Source organism: Sphingobium sp. (assembly GCA_023266575.1).
Taxonomy (GTDB): Bacteria; Pseudomonadota; Alphaproteobacteria; order Sphingomonadales; family Sphingomonadaceae; genus Sphingobium.
On the sequence record JAHFPV010000009.1, the window covers coordinates 53,817 to 70,420 of the forward strand.

Annotated in this window: 15 protein-coding genes and 1 other RNA gene; 7 read left to right on the top strand and 9 right to left on the bottom strand. The window is 64.7% G+C overall.

Annotated elements, in window-relative coordinates; translation table 11 throughout:
• Positions 1–7: 7 nt before the first annotated feature.
• Entirely contained in the window at positions 8–1,096 is a 1,089-nt protein-coding gene (locus Q0D44_RS10470) for a DUF2336 domain-containing protein (protein WP_294136338.1), read from the top strand.
• Positions 1,093–2,472 carry a HAMP domain-containing sensor histidine kinase gene (locus Q0D44_RS10475; RefSeq protein ID WP_294136339.1) on the top strand — a complete coding sequence of 460 codons (1,380 nt, stop codon included), beginning with the start codon at positions 1,093–1,095 and terminating at the stop codon, positions 2,470–2,472. Before Q0D44_RS10470 ends, Q0D44_RS10475 begins: the two co-directional genes overlap by 4 nt.
• Before the next feature lie 64 nt (positions 2,473–2,536).
• Here the strand turns inward: Q0D44_RS10475 and Q0D44_RS10480 are convergent, their stop codons facing one another.
• Positions 2,537–3,823 carry a citrate synthase gene (locus Q0D44_RS10480; RefSeq protein ID WP_294136341.1) on the bottom strand — a complete coding sequence of 429 codons (1,287 nt, stop codon included), beginning with the start codon at positions 3,821–3,823 and terminating at the stop codon, positions 2,537–2,539.
• Positions 3,824–3,843: 20 nt separating this feature from the next.
• The gene (gltX, locus tag Q0D44_RS10485) at positions 3,844–5,265 is read right to left on the bottom strand and encodes a glutamate--tRNA ligase (protein WP_294136343.1); all 1,422 of its coding nucleotides are present in this window, start codon (positions 5,263–5,265) and stop codon (positions 3,844–3,846) included.
• Between the two features lie 70 nt (positions 5,266–5,335).
• On the opposite strand from gltX, the gene Q0D44_RS10490 reads away from it, so the two are divergent.
• The gene (locus Q0D44_RS10490; protein WP_294136347.1) at positions 5,336–7,471 is read left to right on the top strand and encodes a ComEC/Rec2 family competence protein; all 2,136 of its coding nucleotides are present in this window, start codon (positions 5,336–5,338) and stop codon (positions 7,469–7,471) included.
• Here the strand turns inward: Q0D44_RS10490 and lexA are convergent.
• From lexA to Q0D44_RS10520, 6 genes are all read right to left on the bottom strand, one after another.
• Positions 7,462–8,133 carry a transcriptional repressor LexA gene (lexA, locus tag Q0D44_RS10495; protein WP_119743830.1) on the bottom strand — a complete coding sequence of 224 codons (672 nt, stop codon included), beginning with the start codon at positions 8,131–8,133 and terminating at the stop codon, positions 7,462–7,464. The two genes, Q0D44_RS10490 and lexA, sit on opposite strands and share 10 nt — an antisense overlap.
• Before the next feature lie 123 nt (positions 8,134–8,256).
• Positions 8,257–9,441 (bottom strand): molybdopterin molybdotransferase MoeA, encoded by a 1,185-nt coding sequence (locus tag Q0D44_RS10500; RefSeq protein WP_294136356.1) that lies wholly within the window; start codon positions 9,439–9,441, stop codon positions 8,257–8,259.
• A complete protein-coding gene (moaC, locus tag Q0D44_RS10505; protein ID WP_294136358.1) occupies positions 9,438–9,908 on the bottom strand; it encodes a cyclic pyranopterin monophosphate synthase MoaC in 471 nt (156 codons plus the stop codon). Before moaC ends, Q0D44_RS10500 begins: the two co-directional genes overlap by 4 nt.
• The gene (trpC, locus tag Q0D44_RS10510; protein WP_294136360.1) at positions 9,905–10,696 is read right to left on the bottom strand and encodes an indole-3-glycerol phosphate synthase TrpC; all 792 of its coding nucleotides are present in this window, start codon (positions 10,694–10,696) and stop codon (positions 9,905–9,907) included. Before trpC ends, moaC begins: the two co-directional genes overlap by 4 nt.
• A complete protein-coding gene (trpD, locus tag Q0D44_RS10515; RefSeq protein WP_294136361.1) occupies positions 10,693–11,685 on the bottom strand; it encodes an anthranilate phosphoribosyltransferase in 993 nt (330 codons plus the stop codon). The genes trpC and trpD overlap by 4 nt, the downstream gene beginning before the upstream one ends.
• A 160-nt stretch (positions 11,686–11,845) precedes the next feature.
• Positions 11,846–12,436, bottom strand: coding sequence for an aminodeoxychorismate/anthranilate synthase component II (locus Q0D44_RS10520; protein WP_294136362.1), 591 nt, complete (start codon positions 12,434–12,436; stop codon positions 11,846–11,848).
• 224 nt (positions 12,437–12,660) lie between these two features.
• Here Q0D44_RS10520 and Q0D44_RS10525 point away from each other — a divergent pair, with 224 nt between their 5' ends.
• The gene (locus Q0D44_RS10525) at positions 12,661–12,897 is read left to right on the top strand and encodes a hypothetical protein (protein ID WP_294136363.1); all 237 of its coding nucleotides are present in this window, start codon (positions 12,661–12,663) and stop codon (positions 12,895–12,897) included.
• Here Q0D44_RS10525 and Q0D44_RS10530 read toward each other — a convergent pair.
• Positions 12,894–13,628, bottom strand: coding sequence for an NRDE family protein (locus Q0D44_RS10530; protein WP_294136366.1), 735 nt, complete (start codon positions 13,626–13,628; stop codon positions 12,894–12,896). The two genes, Q0D44_RS10525 and Q0D44_RS10530, sit on opposite strands and share 4 nt — an antisense overlap.
• Before the next feature lie 18 nt (positions 13,629–13,646).
• Here Q0D44_RS10530 and ssrA point away from each other — a divergent pair.
• The 3 genes from ssrA to Q0D44_RS10545 all read left to right on the top strand — a co-directional run bounded on the left by ssrA (position 13,647) and on the right by Q0D44_RS10545 (position 16,588).
• Positions 13,647–14,002: a transfer-messenger RNA gene (gene ssrA, locus Q0D44_RS10535) on the top strand.
• Positions 14,003–14,370: 368 nt separating this feature from the next.
• On the top strand, positions 14,371–14,757 hold the full coding sequence (locus tag Q0D44_RS10540; RefSeq protein ID WP_294136368.1) for a tetratricopeptide repeat protein: 387 nt from the start codon (positions 14,371–14,373) through the stop codon (positions 14,755–14,757).
• 244 nt (positions 14,758–15,001) lie between these two features.
• The gene (locus Q0D44_RS10545) at positions 15,002–16,588 is read left to right on the top strand and encodes a hypothetical protein (protein WP_217672176.1); all 1,587 of its coding nucleotides are present in this window, start codon (positions 15,002–15,004) and stop codon (positions 16,586–16,588) included.
• Positions 16,589–16,604: the final 16 nt, after the last annotated feature.

The window sequence follows — 16,604 nt, forward strand, 5'->3', positions numbered from 1 at the left end:
TCCCGGTATGAACGCCTATTCGTCCCTTACCGGTGCGGCCATGGCGGACAGCTGGCCTATGGCGCAAGTCATGGCGGGCATGTCCGCCGTGCCGGTTGGCCATGCCATCGATCTGGCTTTCTTCTTCCCGGTCGAGGAACGGGCACGCCATGATGCGCTGATCGCGGAAACGCGGCGGCATCTGGGCGGATGCCTCAATGCAATCGAGATGGCGCTGCGGCTGTCGCTCGACCATGCGCCCGATGTCGCGCAGATCCTTTCCCGGTCGCCTGACTCGCTATGCTGGCCGACGGTGCAGGCGCAACCGACGCTGATCGGACCGGCGCTGCTGGCGCATATGCAGATGCGTGCCGGGGTCAGCCTGATGCTGCGGCAATTTGGTCAGCCCGACATCGAGCGGCTGGAAGATGGCGATGGCGGCGTGTTGGCGCTGGGCGATGATCCGCTGGTCGGCGATGCGCTGTCCGCGCTGGCGCTGGCGGAGGGACGCTGGATCGCCACGGGCGGCGAGGATCGATCGATGCGACCGGACCTGCCCGCTGAATATTTTGCCGAACTGGTGTGGACGGCAGCGGCCTGTCTGGCGGCGGTGGTCCAGCGGAGCGCGGCTGATCTGGGCGATGCCATGTTGGCGGCGTTTGAACGGTCGGGCTGGGCCTTGCTCGCCGACCATGATGAAAGCGCCAGTCCGATTGCCGAGGCCGACCGCCTGGTGCGGCGGATGGGCGAGCTGGCTGATTCGCCGGAACTGATGGGGATCGCGCTGGGGCAGCGGCGCTTTTTGCTGTTTACGGCGCTGGCGGCAAGGCGGCTGCGCATGACGACGGTCCAGGCGACGGACATATTGGTGATGGGACCGCTGGCGCAGGTGGCGATGCTTTGCCGGGCGCTGGGCGGATCGGACGCTGATTATCGCCATTTGCTGCTGGCGTTGCGTCCTGTGCGCCCGGCCCTGTCCGACGCTGCGATCGTGGCAGAGGCGGAGCGCTATCAGGGGCTGACCGACATGCAGGCCGATGCGGCCGTCAGCGCGCTACGCTCGCCGCCCGCCTTCCGCTCCCGGCTCGATCATTTGCGCCGGTTGACGGGCGCGTGAACATGCCGTCGCATCCTGCGATCATCCGGGCCTCCATCTCCAGCGACGGCCTTTTGCTGAGCGCAGACCTGCGCCTGCTGACGCTTCAGCGCGAGGCGGGGGGTGATCTGGGCGGGCCAGTGGCCGTGCCGCAACTGGCCGCGATCGCGCGGCTGTCGGCCCGGCTGGGCATCACCGTATCGCGGCCGATCATCGCCGCGACCGAGCATGGTGACATCGATATGTGGGTGCGGGCGCGGCCCGATAGCGATGGCGTGACCCTCTCGATCATCGACTGGCATGAGCGGCCTGCGGTCGCGCTGCCAGCGGACACAGCGCGGCGCGAGGCGGATATTGCCGCGCTGGCCGATGGCTGGAGCTGGCAGATCGACATGCAGTTGCGGTTCCAGATGGTGCTGGCGGGCAGCGACGCGCATGGCGCGCTGCCGACCGATCCGCCGGTGCCGGGCAGCCGCTTTTCCGGCTATTTCCAGCTTTTGCCTGACGAGGATGGCGACATGGCGATGCTGCGCGCCTTTGCGCAGCGGCGCGCCTTTCGCGACCAGACGGCAGCGCTGATCAACGATCCGGCGCGGTCGTTTCGTCTGTCGGGTTTTCCCATGTTCGATCTGGCCGGACAACTGACCGGCTATCGCGGCACCGCCTTTCCGCTGGAGCAGACGGTGGTCGTGCCGATGGAGCAGGAAGCGGCGGTCGCGCTCTATCCCGGCGAATTTGGCAAGCGGCTGGACCGGTCGCTGCGCCAGCCGCTAGGGCGGATCATCGCCAACGCCGATACGATCAGTGCGCAGCTGGAAGGGCCGCTGCGTCCCGATTATGCCGATTATGCGACGGACATCGCGGCGGCCGGTCGGCATCTGATGGCGTTGGTCGATGATCTGGCCGATTTGCAGGCGATCGACCGGCCCGATTTCAGCGTGATCGCCGAAGATGTCGATCTGGCCGATGTGGGCCGTCGCGCTGCCGGATTGCTGGCGGTCAAGGCGCTCGACCGGCAGATTCGCATCATTGCGCCGGAGGCGGACGCCAGCACGCCCGCGATCGGCGAGTTTCGCCGGGTGCTGCAAATATTGGTGAACCTGATCGGCAATGCGGTGCGCTATTCGCCCGAAGGCAGTGAAGTGCGGATCGTTACTGAAGGCGATCATGGCCAGGCGCGGATCATGGTGATCGACCAGGGGCAGGGGGTTGCGGTCGCGGATCGCGAGCGGATTTTCGAGAAGTTCGAGCGGCTGGGCCGCGACGATGCCGGGGGCAGTGGCCTGGGCCTCTATATCTCCCGCCGTCTTGCCCGCGCGATGGGGGGCGATATTCGCATTAGCGGCGCGCCGGGCGAGGGCGCGCGCTTCATCCTGTCATTGCCGACCGGCCTATGATCCCATGAAAAACGGCGCACCTTGATGGGAGCGCCGTTCTGCATTTTCGGTGTGGTCGGGCGTGTTAGCGCTTGTCGACCGGCACATAGTCGCGCTGGGTCGGGCCGGTGTAGAGCTGGCGCGGGCGACCGATTTTCTGCGCTGGGTCCGAAATCATTTCGTTCCACTGCGCGACCCAGCCGACGGTGCGGGCAAGGGCGAAGAGAACGGTGAACATTTCGGTCGGGAAGCCGATGGCCGACAGGATCACGCCCGAATAGAAGTCGACGTTGGGAAACAGCTTCTTTTCGATGAAATAGGGATCGCTAAGCGCAATCTTTTCCAGTTCACGCGCGACGTCAAACACGGGGTCGGTCACGCCCATAGTCTTGAGCACGTCCTCGGCGGTCTTTTGCATGACGGTCGCGCGGGGATCGTAATTTTTATAGACGCGATGGCCAAAGCCCATCAGGCGGAACGGATCGTCCTTATTCTTGGCGCGGGCGATATATTCGGGAATACGATCGACCGTGCCAATTTCGCGCAGCATGTTGAGCGCGGCTTCGTTCGCGCCGCCATGGGCCGGACCCCACAGGCAAGCGATGCCCGCCGCGATGCACGCGAAGGGATTTGCCCCGGACGAACCCGCCAGACGCACGGTAGATGTCGATGCATTCTGTTCATGGTCGGCATGGAGGATGAAGATCTTGTCCATGGCGTCCACGATCACCGGATCGGGGACATATTCCTCTGCCGGGACCGAGAAGGTCATGCGCAGGAAATTGGCGGTGTAGGACAAGTCGTTACGCGGATAGACGAAGGGCTGGCCCACCGAATATTTATACGCCATCGCCGCGATCGTCGGCATCTTGGCGATCAGGCGGTGGCTGGCGATCCTGCGCTGCACCGGATCGTTGATGTCGGTCGAGTCATGATAGAAGGCCGACAGCGCGCCAACGACACCGCACATGATCGCCATGGGATGCGCGTCACGACGGAAGCCGCGATAGAAGGTCGTGAGTTGTTCATTGACCATCGTATGGCGCGTAATCGTGCGGGTGAATTCGTCCAGTTCAGCCTTGGACGGCAGTTCGCCGTTCAGCAGCAGGTAGCTGACTTCCATGAAGCTGGATTCTTCGGCCAACTGGCCGATCGGATAGCCGCGATGCAGCAATACGCCTTCGTCACCGTCGATATAGGTCAGGCCGGATTCGCAGCTGGCCGTCGAGGTAAAGCCCGGATCATAGGTGAACATGCCGGTATTGGCGTACAGCTTGCGCACATCGATGACCTGCGGGCCGACCGAACCGTCCATGACGGCATAGTCCTTGGTCTCTCCCCCGACGGTCAAAGTGGCTTTGTTATCCGACATATTGTTCTCCTTGTATGCCATCAGCCAACCGATGCGTGCCCAACATCGGTCAACCGTTCCAAGCTCCCCTCTTTCCCCAGCAGGAAGAGGACATCAAAAATACCCGGCGAGACGGTGCGCCCGGTGAGTGCCGTCCGGAGCGGCTGCGCCACCTTGCCCAGCCCCAGGCCAGCATCCTCTGCCACGCGGCGAATTGCGTCCTCGATCGCCTCGACCGTCCATGATTGGACTGGCCGCAAAGCGTCGGCTGTCTTGCCCAGCAGCGCGCGCGCCGAGTCGTCTAGCAGAGCCAATGCCTTTTCGTCAAAATCCAGCGGGCAATTTTTGAACAGAAATTCGGCGCCCTCGGCAATTTCGTTAAGCGTTTTGGCGCGGGGCTTGAGCGATGGCATGGCGGCCGTCAGCAAGGAGAGGCCAGTTTCTGGCAGGGCGCGGTCCAGACGTGCTGCGACACGCGGGGCGACCAGCGCGGCGAGGCGTGAGTCGTCCGCTTCGCGCAGATAATGGCCGTTGAGATTTTCCAGCTTTTTGATGTCGAAACGCGAAGGCGATCGGCCGACGCCGCTGATATCGAACAGCTCGATGGCGCGCGCGATGGGAATTATCTCCTCATCACCATGGCCCCAGCCCAGCCGCAGCAGATAGTTCAGCACCGCTTCGGGCAGCATCCCCATATCGTCGCGATAGGCGTCGACGCCGAGTGCGCCATGGCGCTTGGACAGTTTCGCGCCATCCGATCCGTGGATCAGCGGGATATGGGCATAGACCGGCTCTTCCCACTCCATCGCTCTTATGATGCATAGCTGGCGGAAGGCGTTGTTGAGATGATCGTCACCGCGAATGACATGGGTGACGCCCATGTCGTTATCATCGACCACGACGGCCAGCATATAGGTGGGCGTGCCGTCCGAGCGCAGCAGGATCATGTCGTCCAGTTCGGCATTCTGCACGACGACGCGGCCCTGGACTGCATCCTCGATCACCGTTTCGCCTTCGCGCGGGGCTTTCAGGCGGATGACAAAGGGCGCGCCTTCGGGCGCTTCGTCAGGCGAGCGGTCGCGCCAACGGCCATCATAGCGCATCGGCTGCTTGGCGGCGCGCTGCTGTTCGCGCAGTTCGGCCAGCTCTTCCGGGGTCGCATAGCATTTATAGGCATGGCCGTTCGCCAGCATCGCATTGGCGACTTCGGCATGGCGGGGGGTGCGAGCGAACTGGAAAACGGCCGGTTCATCGCCGCTCAGGCCGAGCCAGTCCAGCCCGTCGAAAATCGCGGCAACCGCTTCATCGGTGGAACGGGCGCGGTCGGTATCCTCGATCCGCAGCAGGAATTTGCCGCCATGGTGACGGGCGAACAGCCAATTGAACAGGGCGGTGCGGGCGCCGCCGATATGCAGGAACCCGGTCGGCGATGGCGCGAAACGGGTCACCACCGGCTTGCTCATTCCCGTTGCACTTGCCGTCATATTCGCTGACATTCGTCCTGCCTGTTCCATGAATGCGTCGCCCCCTAGCATGGCTTTTGAGCCACGACAAACCTCCCTTTGGCGGGGGGCTGCGGCGTGGCCGCGCGGTGCGTTTGCCAAGGTGGAAAGCTGGCTGGAGGTGGAGCGCGAGCAGGTGCCATTATGGGCGCCGATCGGGCTGGGGATCGGCATCACTGCCTGGTTCCTATTACCCGACCGGATGGGGTGGCTGGCCTTTTGTTGCGGTGCGCTGGCGCTGGCGTGCGTTGGGGTGCTGCTGCCAGACGGCGCACGGTTGCGGCGGATGATCGTGGCGGGCGGGATGCTGGCCTGTATCGGTTGCGCGCTGATCTGGGGGAAGGCGGTGCTGCTGGGGCAGCCGCCGCTGGCGCGGGCCGTCTTTACCGTGGTGACGGGCGAGGTGATGGCGGTTCGGCCCGTTCCCGCGCAAAAGATGGTGCGGGCTATGCTGCGTCCGGTGGATGCGCCGGGCCTGCCGGGCGTGATCCGGGTCAACATAGCCGAGGCGGACGTTCCGGCGGGATTGGGCGAGGAGGCGGTGATCCGCTTTCGTGCGCGATTGATGCCGCCCGCGCCGCCCAGCGTGCCGGGAGGCTATGATTTTGCCGCGCGCGCCTATTTTCAGGGGATTGGCGCGACTGGCAAGGCGCTGCGTCCGGTGGAGGTTCTGCAACCATCGACCGCCCCGCCACCGCTGCGGGTGCGCCTGTTCGCGCATATTCGCGAGCAGGTCGATGGCCCGGCTCAGGGGATCGCTGTCGCGCTGGCGACCGGGGATCAGGGCGCGATTGCGGAGGCGGATGCGGAGGCTATGCGGCGCAGTGGGTTGGCGCACCTGCTGTCGATCAGCGGGTTGCATGTGACCGCGCTGATCGGCGCGGTGATTTTCCTGCTGATGCGGGTGATGGCGCTCAGTCAGCGGGCGGCGCTGGACTGGCCGCTGATGCTGATCGCGGCGGCGGGCGGCGCGCTGGCGGGGATCGGCTACACGCTGCTGACCGGGGCGGAGGTGCCGACGCTGCGTTCCTGTATCGCGGCGCTGCTGGTGCTGGGCGGGCTGGCGCTGGGACGCGACGCGATCACGCTGCGGCTGGTGGCGGTGGGGGCGCTGATCGTGCTGGCTTTCTGGCCCGAAGCGGTGACGGGGCCGAGTTTCCAGATGAGCTTTGCCGCGGTCACCGCGCTGGTCGCGCTGGCCGAGCATCCGCGCTTTCGCGCTTTTGCCAGCGCGCGGGACGAGAATATGGTGCGCAAGGCGGGGCGGGTGTTGGGCGCTACGCTGATGACCGGCATTGCGGTCGAGCTGGTGCTGATGCCGATCGCGCTGTTCCATTTTCATAAAGCCGGGATGCTGGGGGCGTTCGCCAATCTGGTTGCGATCCCGCTGACCACCTTTGTCGTCATGCCGCTGGAGGCACTGGCGTTGCTGTTCGATCTTGTGGGTCTGGGCGCGCCTCTCTGGTGGATGACGGCACAGGCGCTGAACCTGGTGCTGTTGATCGCGCATGGCGTGGCGGCCAGTCCGATGGCGACGATGCTGACGCCGGCGGTGCCATCCTGGCTGTTCGCGCTGATGATCGGCGGGCTGCTGTGGTGCCTGTTGTGGCGTAGCGGGTGGCGTTGGCTGGGGCTTGGAACGGTGGCGATCGGCGTGATGGGCGTGTTGTTGCTGTCACCGCCCGACATATTGGTGACAGGCGATGGACGCCATGTCGCGGTGCGGACGGCAGGCGGCGGGATGGCGTTGTTGCGCGCGGGGGCGGGCGATTATGTGCGCGATACGCTGGCGGAGAGTGCAGGCTATGACGGTCCGCTAGACGCGATGGCGGACCTGCCGCAGGCGCGCTGTTCCAAGGATTTATGTGCTGTCGGGATGCAGGCGGGCGGGCGGCGCTGGCATGTGTTGGCCACTCGCAGCGACATGCTGGTCGAACGGGCTTTGTTCAGCCGGGAATGTGCCGCCGCCGATATTGTTATTGCGGATCGCGGACTGCCCACTTGGTGCCGCCCGCGCTGGTTGAAGATCGACCGGCGGCTCCTCGCGCGAACCGGCGGCATTGCCATCGACCTGGACGATGCGCGGGTTAGCACGGTGCGGGCGGCAGGCGATGCCCATCCCTGGATCGCCACGCCGCGCCGCCGCCCTCCTGCACCTCAATTATAGCGACGCAGCAGTCCTGCCAGCTTGCCCTGTATCCGCACCTGCCGCGAATCATAGAGTTGCGGTTCATAGGCGCTGTTGGCGGGATCGAGCCGGACGCGCTGCCCTTCGCGGCGGAAATATTTGAGCGTGGCTTCTGCGTCATCGATCAGGGCGACGACGATCTGGCCTTCGCGAGCGGTGTCGGTGCGCTGGATCAGCGCGAAGTCGCCGTCGAGGATGCCCGCTTCCATCATCGAATCGCCCGACACTTCCAGCGCATAATGGTCGCCTGCCCCCAGCAAGGCGGCAGGGACGGACAACATATTCTGTCCCTCCATCGCCTCGATCGGGACACCGGCGGCGATGCGGCCGTGCAGCGGGATTTCGATCACGTCATTGGCAGCGACGGGCAGGCTGGGGGCCAGTTGCGGCTTGGCCGGGGCGACCGGTGCAGGCGCGCGATGCATGGCGTCGGGGAGCTTCAGCACCTCCAGCGCGCGGGCGCGGTTGGGCAGGCGGCGGATGAAGCCGCGTTCTTCCAGCGCGTTGATCAGCCGGTGGATGCCGGACTTGGATCGCAGGTCGAGCGCATCCTTCATCTCCTCGAAAGAAGGGGACACACCGCCTTCCTCCAGCCGGGTCTGGATGAAACTCAGCAATTCCTGCTGCTTGAGGGTCAACATGCCTGCGGTCCTCCATGGAACGTATAAGGAACACATAGGAAACGGAAGGAGGCGAGTCAAGCGAGCAACGCGCGGTCGTTCTTGTCGCCAATCCACCGCGTCAACGGCAGTAGAACTGAACCTTCAGTCCATCAGTGGCAGGATGCTGACCATGTCGCCCGTGGCCGCAGAAGGTGAGTCGGCCGGTCGCAGGATCAGGCAGTCGGCCATTGCCATGGCGGCGGTGGCGGCGCTGTCCTGTGACGTGACCGAGACGATGCCAGCCTCACCCCGATAGGCGCGCAGATAATCGTCGCGATCACCCGTGGCGGGCAGCGGTGCGGCCAGGCGCGCCTGCGTCATGCGCGGGAGCGGGGCCGTCGATCCGGCGCGATGGCGCACCAGCGGCAGCAGGAACAGGGTCGCGGTGGCGAACGCCGATACCGGATTGCCGGGCAGGCCCAGAAATACGGCGTCTCCCAAGGTTCCGGCCATCAGCGGCTTGCCGGGCCGCATCTTGATCTTCCAGAAATCGAGCGCGCCGCCAGCCTGCGCAAAGGCCGGGCGGACCATGTCATGATCGCCGACCGATGCGCCGCCGGTAGAGACGATGATGTCCGCCGATGTGGCCTGTTGTAGCGCCGCCGTCATGGCGTCGAGATCGTCGGGGACGATGCCCAGGTCGATGACGTTGCACGGCAGGGCGGCCAGCATCGCCCCCAGCATTGCTGCGTTGGAGGAGGGCAGGCTGCCCGCCGGGGTCGGTGCGCCGGGCGGGACGAGTTCGTTGCCGGTGGAGATCAGCGCGACCTTGGGCCGCCGCCCCACGGGAAGCGCGCCATGGCCACCCAGAACGGCCAGCGCGATGCGGGCAGGGGTGAGGGCAGTTCCTGCCGCCAGCAACCGATCGTTCAGGGCGAAGTCCGATGCCGCCGGGCGGACGTTGCGGCCAACCGGCAAAGGATCGTCGCTGGCCGCCAGTCGATCGCCATCGCGGGTCGCATTTTCCTGGATCAGGATCGTGTCGGCTCCAGCGGGCAGTGGAGCGCCGGTGAAGATGCGGCACGCCTCTCCTGGGGCCAGCGGGGCAGGGACACAGCCGCCCGCCGCGCTTTCGCCAGTGACCCGCCATGGTCCGGGCCACTCTGCGGCGCGCACGGCATAACCGTCCATCGCGGACAGATCGGCCCAGGGCTGGTTGCGCAGCGCCAGCACATCGCTTGCCAGCCAGCGCCCGGTGCAGGCGGCAACGGGTGCTTCCTCCGCCGGTAATCGCGACGCGAGCGCAAACAGGCGCGCCTGTGCTTCGGCGACGGGCAGCAGGCTCATGCCGCGCGCCAGTCGCCTGACTTGCCGCCGCTCTTGGCGATCAGGCGGACATTGCCGATAATCATGCCCTTATCGAGCGCCTTGGCCATGTCGTAGACGGTGAGCAACGCGACCGAGGCAGCGGTCAGCGCCTCCATCTCCACCCCGGTCTGGCCAGCGGTGCGGGCGGTGGCGGTGACGGTGACTCCGCTTTCGTCCAGATCAAAGTCGATGTTGACGGCGCTCAACGCGATCGGGTGGCAGAGCGGGATCAGGTCGGCGGTGCGCTTGGCCGCCATGATGCCAGCGACCCGCGCGACCGCCAGCACGTCACCCTTCTTGACCAACCCCTGCGCGATCGCGGCGGCGGCGTCCGCGATCATGTCGATCCGGCCACTGGCAATCGCTTCGCGCGCGGTCACCGCCTTGGCCGACACATCGACCATGCGCGCCGCACCGTCGGCGTCGAGATGGGTGAGGCCGGTCACGCGCCGGTCAGCAGGTTGAGCGTCGCCGCCTCGACATCGGCCTGCCGCATCAGCGTTTCGCCGACCAGGAAGCAGCGCACACCATGATCGGCCATGGCGGTCAGGTCGGCATGGCTGGTGAGGCCGCTTTCGGCAACGAAGGTGTAGCCCGCCGGTGCCTTGCCCACCAGTTCATAGGTGCGCGCGAAGTCCACGGAGAAGTCGCGCAGGTCGCGGTTGTTCACGCCGATCAGGCGCGATCGCAATTTGAGCGCGCGTTCCATTTCGGCTTCGTCATGCACTTCGATCAGCGCATCCATGCCCAGGCCGAGCGCCGCGTCCTCAATCTCCGCCATCTGTCCGTCGTCCAGTGCGGCGACGATGATCAGGATGGCGTCGGCGCCGAGCGAACGGCTTTCGAGGATCTGCCAGGGATCGACGATGAAATCCTTGCGCAGCACCGGGATGGCGCAGGCTGAGCGGGCGGCCATCAGATAATCGTCATGGCCCTGAAAATAGGGTTCGTCGGTCAGCACCGACAGGCAGGCCGCGCCGCCCGCGGCGTAGGCCTGGGCATGGGCGGGCGGATCGAAATCGGCGCGGATCAGGCCTTTGGACGGGCTGGCCTTCTTGATCTCCGCGATCAGGCCGAAGCCGGAGAGGGCAGCGTCATCCAGCGCCTTGCGAAAGCCGCGCGGGGGCGTCTGTTCGCTGGCGCGGGCGTGGAGCGACGACAGCGACGTTATGGTCTTGCGCCGGGCGACATCCTCGCGCTTGAAATCGCAAATTTCGATCAGCTTGTTGGTCATTGATAGGCAATCCAGCAATTGAGCAGGGCGTTGGCAAGGCCACGGTCGATCGTCTCAGCCGCTTCTTCTACGCCTTCCTTAAGATCGGCCACCGCATCGGCCACGACAAGGGCAGCGGCGGCATTGAGCAGCACCGCATCGCGATAGGGACCCGGTTCGCCTTGCAGCAGCGCGCGCAGGGCAGCGGCATTATGGGCCGCATCGCCCCCGCGGATCGCATCGACCGGGTGGGTGGCAAGGCCCAGATCGGCAGCAGACAGGCGGCGCATCGCAACGACGCCATGGCCTGCGACTTCGGCGATATCGTTGCCGCCCGCCAGCGACAATTCGTCCAGCCCCTCGTCCCCTGACACGATCATCGCGCGATCGACGCCCAGTTCGGCCAGCGCCTGCGCGTAGATGGGGACATAGGCGGGGCGGGCGATGCCGACGAGCTGACGGCGCACGCCCGCGGGATTGGCGAGCGGACCCATCAGGTTGAAGATGGTGCGCTCGCCGATCGCCTTGCGGATCGGGCCGAGCCGCTTGAGCGCGGGGTGGTAATTTTGCGCGAACAGGAAACAGATGCCGATCTCCGCCAGCGTCTTTTCAGCGCTGGCGGCTGCGCGGTCGAGGTTGAGACCGAGCGCTTCCAATGTGTCGGCGGCGCCTGCCTTGGACGATGCCGCGCGGTTGCCATGTTTGGCGACGGGTACGCCAGCAGCGGCGACGACCAGCGACACGGCGGTCGAAACGTTGAGGGTGTGGTGCCCGTCGCCCCCGGTGCCGCACACGTCGATCGCGCCTGCGGGGGCCGTGACCGGGATCATCCGGGCGCGCATGGCGCGGGCGGCGGCGGCAATCTCGATCGCTGTCTCGCCGCGCCGGGCCATGGCGACAAGGAAGGCGGCGATGTCGGCTTCGCGCAGGTCGGCGTCGAACAGCAGGTCGAAGGCGCGGGCGGCGGCCTGCGCATCGAGGGGTTGGGAAGGATCGGGCAGGCTGGTCATCGCGCTTGCCTTAATCATCAGCGGGGCGGTGAGTCGAGGGGGCGCTGGCGCTTAACTTCGCACTTTTCCCGGCAAATGAGACATAAGATTTCCTATTGTCGTAACTTTTGCAAAGTCGGCAACGCATCCTAGCCGGGTGTGATGCGATAGGACAGAGCGGTCAGGCTGCCTCGCGCGCCTTCACCTTCATGCCCGCAATCTTCATGAAATTGGCCAGCATGTCATGGCCATGTTCGGTGGCGATGCTTTCGGGGTGGAACTGGACCGAATGGATGGGCAGGGTCGCGTGGCGGAAGCCCATGACCGATCCGTCCTCGCTGGTCGCGTTGACGACAAGACTGTCAGGAATATCCTCGACAATCAGCGAGTGATAGCGGGTGGCGGTGAAGGGGGAGGGGATACCGGCGAACAGGCCTGTGCCGTCATGGGTGACGGGCGATGTCTTGCCATGCATCAGGCCGCCGCGCACGACCTTGCCGCCGAAATGCTGGCCGATCGCCTGATGGCCGAGGCATACGCCCAGCAAGGGCGCGCCAGCGTCGGCACAGGCGGCGACGAGATCGAGGCTGACGCCCGCTTCATTGGGGGTGCAGGGACCGGGCGAGAGCAGAAAGGCCTTTGCTCCACTGGACAGCGCCTGGCCCGCTGAAATGGCGTCGTTGCGGACGACCTCCACCCGTGCGCCCAGTTCCATCAGATAATGGACCAGGTTCCAGGTGAAGCTGTCATAATTGTCGATGACGAGGATCATGGGATCAGGGCTATAGAGAGGCAGGGCGGCAAGGGGAAGCGGGCTGCGCCATAAATGTCGCGACGGGGACACATGCCTCTGCTAGGGCCGGTCCATCGACGCGAACCCTGCCCGCAAGCATTCGCGTGACCGAGAGACGCCCAGCGCTCCCGCTTGCCAGCAAGGCGCTTTCTCTTGGACCATATCATCCGTCTTTCCATCATCGCTGTCGCGAGCCGCGCCGCATGAGCCGCGCGATCAACATCAATGCGCCGCTGGCCGATGTGCAGGCGCTCTGCACCAAGCACGCGCTGGCCGTATCGACCATTGAAGCGCTGACATCGGGCGGCACCCGCGTGGTGATGCTGAACCCCGATGGGGCCGACCGGATGCGCGACCTGATGAAAAACAAACTGATCGAGTCGCCGGTAGTCCGGTCCTCGCTCCATCTGGCGCGCCAGCCGCGTTCGGTGCTGCGCTAGAGAGGCCAGGCGAACTCTATCCGGGTTTCGCCGGTCAGCTGTCCGCCCGCGTCATAGCGGCGTTCGGCGATCATGCCCTGTCCTGCGTAGTCGATCGTGATGATCGTGCTGCATCGGGTGCCGTAGATGGCATCGCGGATGAAGATGGGGGATGGCTCGGCGTCCGGCGCTGTGTCGTCGGGCAGGGTTTCGGTGCGTAGCGCGGTGAACAGCAGCGCCGGATCATCCTGCCCCGTCGCCAACCAGTCGGCCAGCATCGCGTTCAGCTGCTGTGTTTTGGGCCAGGGCGTATCGAACGGGCCGTTGGACAGGCCGATAATGCCGGGGGGCAGGTCGATCGCGTCAGGCTGGGGGCGGTTGGTCAGCAGTCGGGCGCGGTGACGGTCCACCGCGATCAGGCTGAACGGGTTGAAATCGTCGAGCGCCGCCAGCGTCGGCGCGGCATAAGCTCCATCGCCCGTCAGCATATCCGTCACCAGCGCGCCGCGAGAGGCGCGGTCGGGATGCGCCATGCCATAGCCGCGCTGGTTGGTAACCACGGCCATGCGGCCGGTATCGGACACGCCTGCCCATGTGCCGCCCGATTGCAGGTCACGCCCCGCGATGACGCCGGGCCGGTCATCCCATTGCGCCAGCGCGGCGGAGGGGCGAACATGATGTTCGTCGCGATTGCCCGCCAGCACCAGATGCCAGCGCGGATGGGCCGCCCATGCCATTGTCACGATACACATGGGCTTTCCCTTATGCGGCGGCTTGAAAAGGCGCAACTTTACGCCCATATGGGTCGGGCCGGGTTCGCCCGGCTATGGTGATAAAGTGTGTCGTATAATAGACGCAGCGGACCCGGGGGCAGTACCCGGCGGTTCCACCACATATCCCGGTTGGCAGACATGCCGGACGGGATGTCTGACGGGGCCGAACTAGGATCGACGTGTGTTCAAAGGCGATATTTTTACCCGGCCCGTGTAAGCCGTTAAACTGTGCAAAACTCATAAGTGCCAACGATAACGAAGCACTCGCCATTGCAGCGTGAATGAGGGCCTAACGGCCTGACCTCACTCTAAAATAGCGCGGTTGAACCCACCGGGCAACAGAAGGGAATTCAGCGGCCTCCGGGAGGGCCGGGCAACAGAACCTCCCGGACCTTCTTCATTTTTGTTATCCTGCATCGCTGGCGTCGCTTGATCAATCGCCTGGCGCGGCGAACCTGTCTCGACATGCGTGGAGGAGCGCATGACGATGGCCGGTGCTGATGCACCGAGGGCGCATTTCAGTACAAAATCCTGCTGGGCGAATCGGTATCGACTCCGACTGTCTTTTCAATTACAATTTTATGACAGTATGAAGAAAAAATCATAACTATCTGTTTTAACAGAAAACAAAATCCTTTTTCAGCGACCGAACCGCTATTGCGCTACTGTCATCATAGTGAAATAATCATCGCTATAGTCAGAAAGTTTTGCTGGAGAAAATATGATGCTGAAGGTCGCCCTTATCGCCGGTTTTGCTCTGGCGTGCGTCACCCCCGCCATGGCGCAAGGCGCTTCGGAGGATGTGATCGTTGTCGGCGTTCCCGATGGCGGTCTGGCTGCGCGCGACCTGACGGCGGGTCATTTTGAAAAGGCCGCCAAGCGGCTCAAGGCTGTGTGGCCAGACAGCGCCAATGATCCCGCGCGCCTCATCAACCTTGGCAACGCCTATGCAGGCATGGGTCGTGTGGTTGACGCGTATTCGGCCTATAAGTCCGCGCGCTTCTCGCCCGAAATGACCCTGGTACTGGCCGATGGCAGCGAACAGTCGTCGCGCGACGTGGCGCGGCGGGCGATGAGTCGCCTGACGCCGGTTTATGCCTCGCGCTGATCGAAGCGCTTTATTTCAAGCGATTATGGCGGGGAGCCATGCGAAATGGCGCCCTTGTCATCAAACCATAACGTAAGTCACTAAACTGTAATTTTAGTGACGCCATTTCGTCACCAAAACAGAACAAGCCTGTCACCGGACGTCCCTAACTGCCCCTTCGGAGGGCGACAGGGGGCGTTGTCCGAATCATATCCCCTGCGCTCCGCATAGCAACAAACCCGGTGTCCACCGGAGCGGAGACGACATGGCCAAGATTAACCGTATCCACACGATCCTGATGGCGAGCTGCGCCTGTATAGGCCTGAGCGCCTGCGGCGCTGACGACATCGCTTCGCCGGGCGAGGGCACCATTGTCATCCCCGCGCCGACCCCGACGCCAACCCCCACGCCCACGCCGACCCCCACGCCGACCGGCGTGACCCCGGCCGCCAACTGCCCGACCATTGCCGGTTCCGCGCAGCTTTCGGACCTGGGCACCATTTCCGATGGTGGCAATACGTGGCGCAACTGCGGTTTCCCGACGCGCTTCACCAGCTCGACCGCGATCGCCAAGGTCGCAGGCGTCATCTATTCGCTGCCCGGCCGCGTCGATGTCGGCACTGACCAGGGTGCTGCGAGCACCAACACCGACGTCACGCTGACGATCGATCCGGGCGTCACCATCTTCGCCGCTACCGGTAACGCCTATCTGGCGGTCAATCGTGGCAACAAGATCAACGCTGTCGGCACCGCTTCGCAGCCGATCGTTTTCACCAGCCGTGAAAATGTGCTGGGCACCGCGACCGACCAGTCGTCGGGCCAGTGGGGCGGCGTCGTGCTGCTTGGCCGTGCGAAGATCACCGACTGTCTGGCCCCGGCCGCAGCGCCCGGCACCACGGCGTGCGAGCGTGATACCGAAGGCAGCAGCGGCGCGCTTTATGGTGGCGCGAACGATGCCGACAGTTCGGGTCGCATGTCCTATGTCCAGATCCGCTATTCGGGCTTTGCTCTTGCGGGCGGCAGCGAATTGCAGGGCCTGACCCCGTCGGGCGTCGGCACCGGCACGGTGATCGACCATATCCAGGTCCACAACAGCTCGGACGATGGCATCGAAGCCTTTGGCGGCAGCTCCAACTATCGTTACCTGGTGCTGACCGGCAACGAGGACGACAATTTCGACTCCGACGTCGGCTATCGCGGCACCGTGCAATATGTCATCAGCGCCCAGCGCGCGAACAACGACATTGGCGACGGTTTCCTCGAAACCGACTCCAACGGTGGTTCGGCGGCCAATAATGGTGAGGACGCTCTGCCCCGCCAATATCTGAAGATGGCCAACTTCACCTATATCCAGCGTTCGACCACGGGCAGCAATGGCGCGGCCATGCTGCTGCGCGGTGGTGCGGACCTGGCGCTGGTGAACGGCATCATCGTGTCGCCGACCAACAGCTGCCTGCGCATCGACAGCACGACCACGACCCGCGACGCCGATACGGCGCTGCAGGATGCCGGCAAGCCGCGCTATATCTCGGTCGTGATGCAGTGCAACAGCACGCCATATAAGGGCAGCCGTGGCGTTGACGCCGCAGCCGTCCAGTCGATCTTCGAAGCGGGTGCCAACAGCACGATCAGCTACACCCCGTCGCTGACCAGCCTCTTCATCAACGGTGCGACCGAAACCGCGCGCACCGCGGTTGACCCCAAGACGATTGATGCTGCCTTCACCACCACCAACTATATCGGTGCGGTCAAGGACAGCAGCGACACCTGGTATGCCGGCTGGACCTGCAATTCGGTGACCGCCAACTTCGGCACCACCAGCAAGGACTGCACGGCGATCCCGACGACCTGATCGGACCCACGACCTC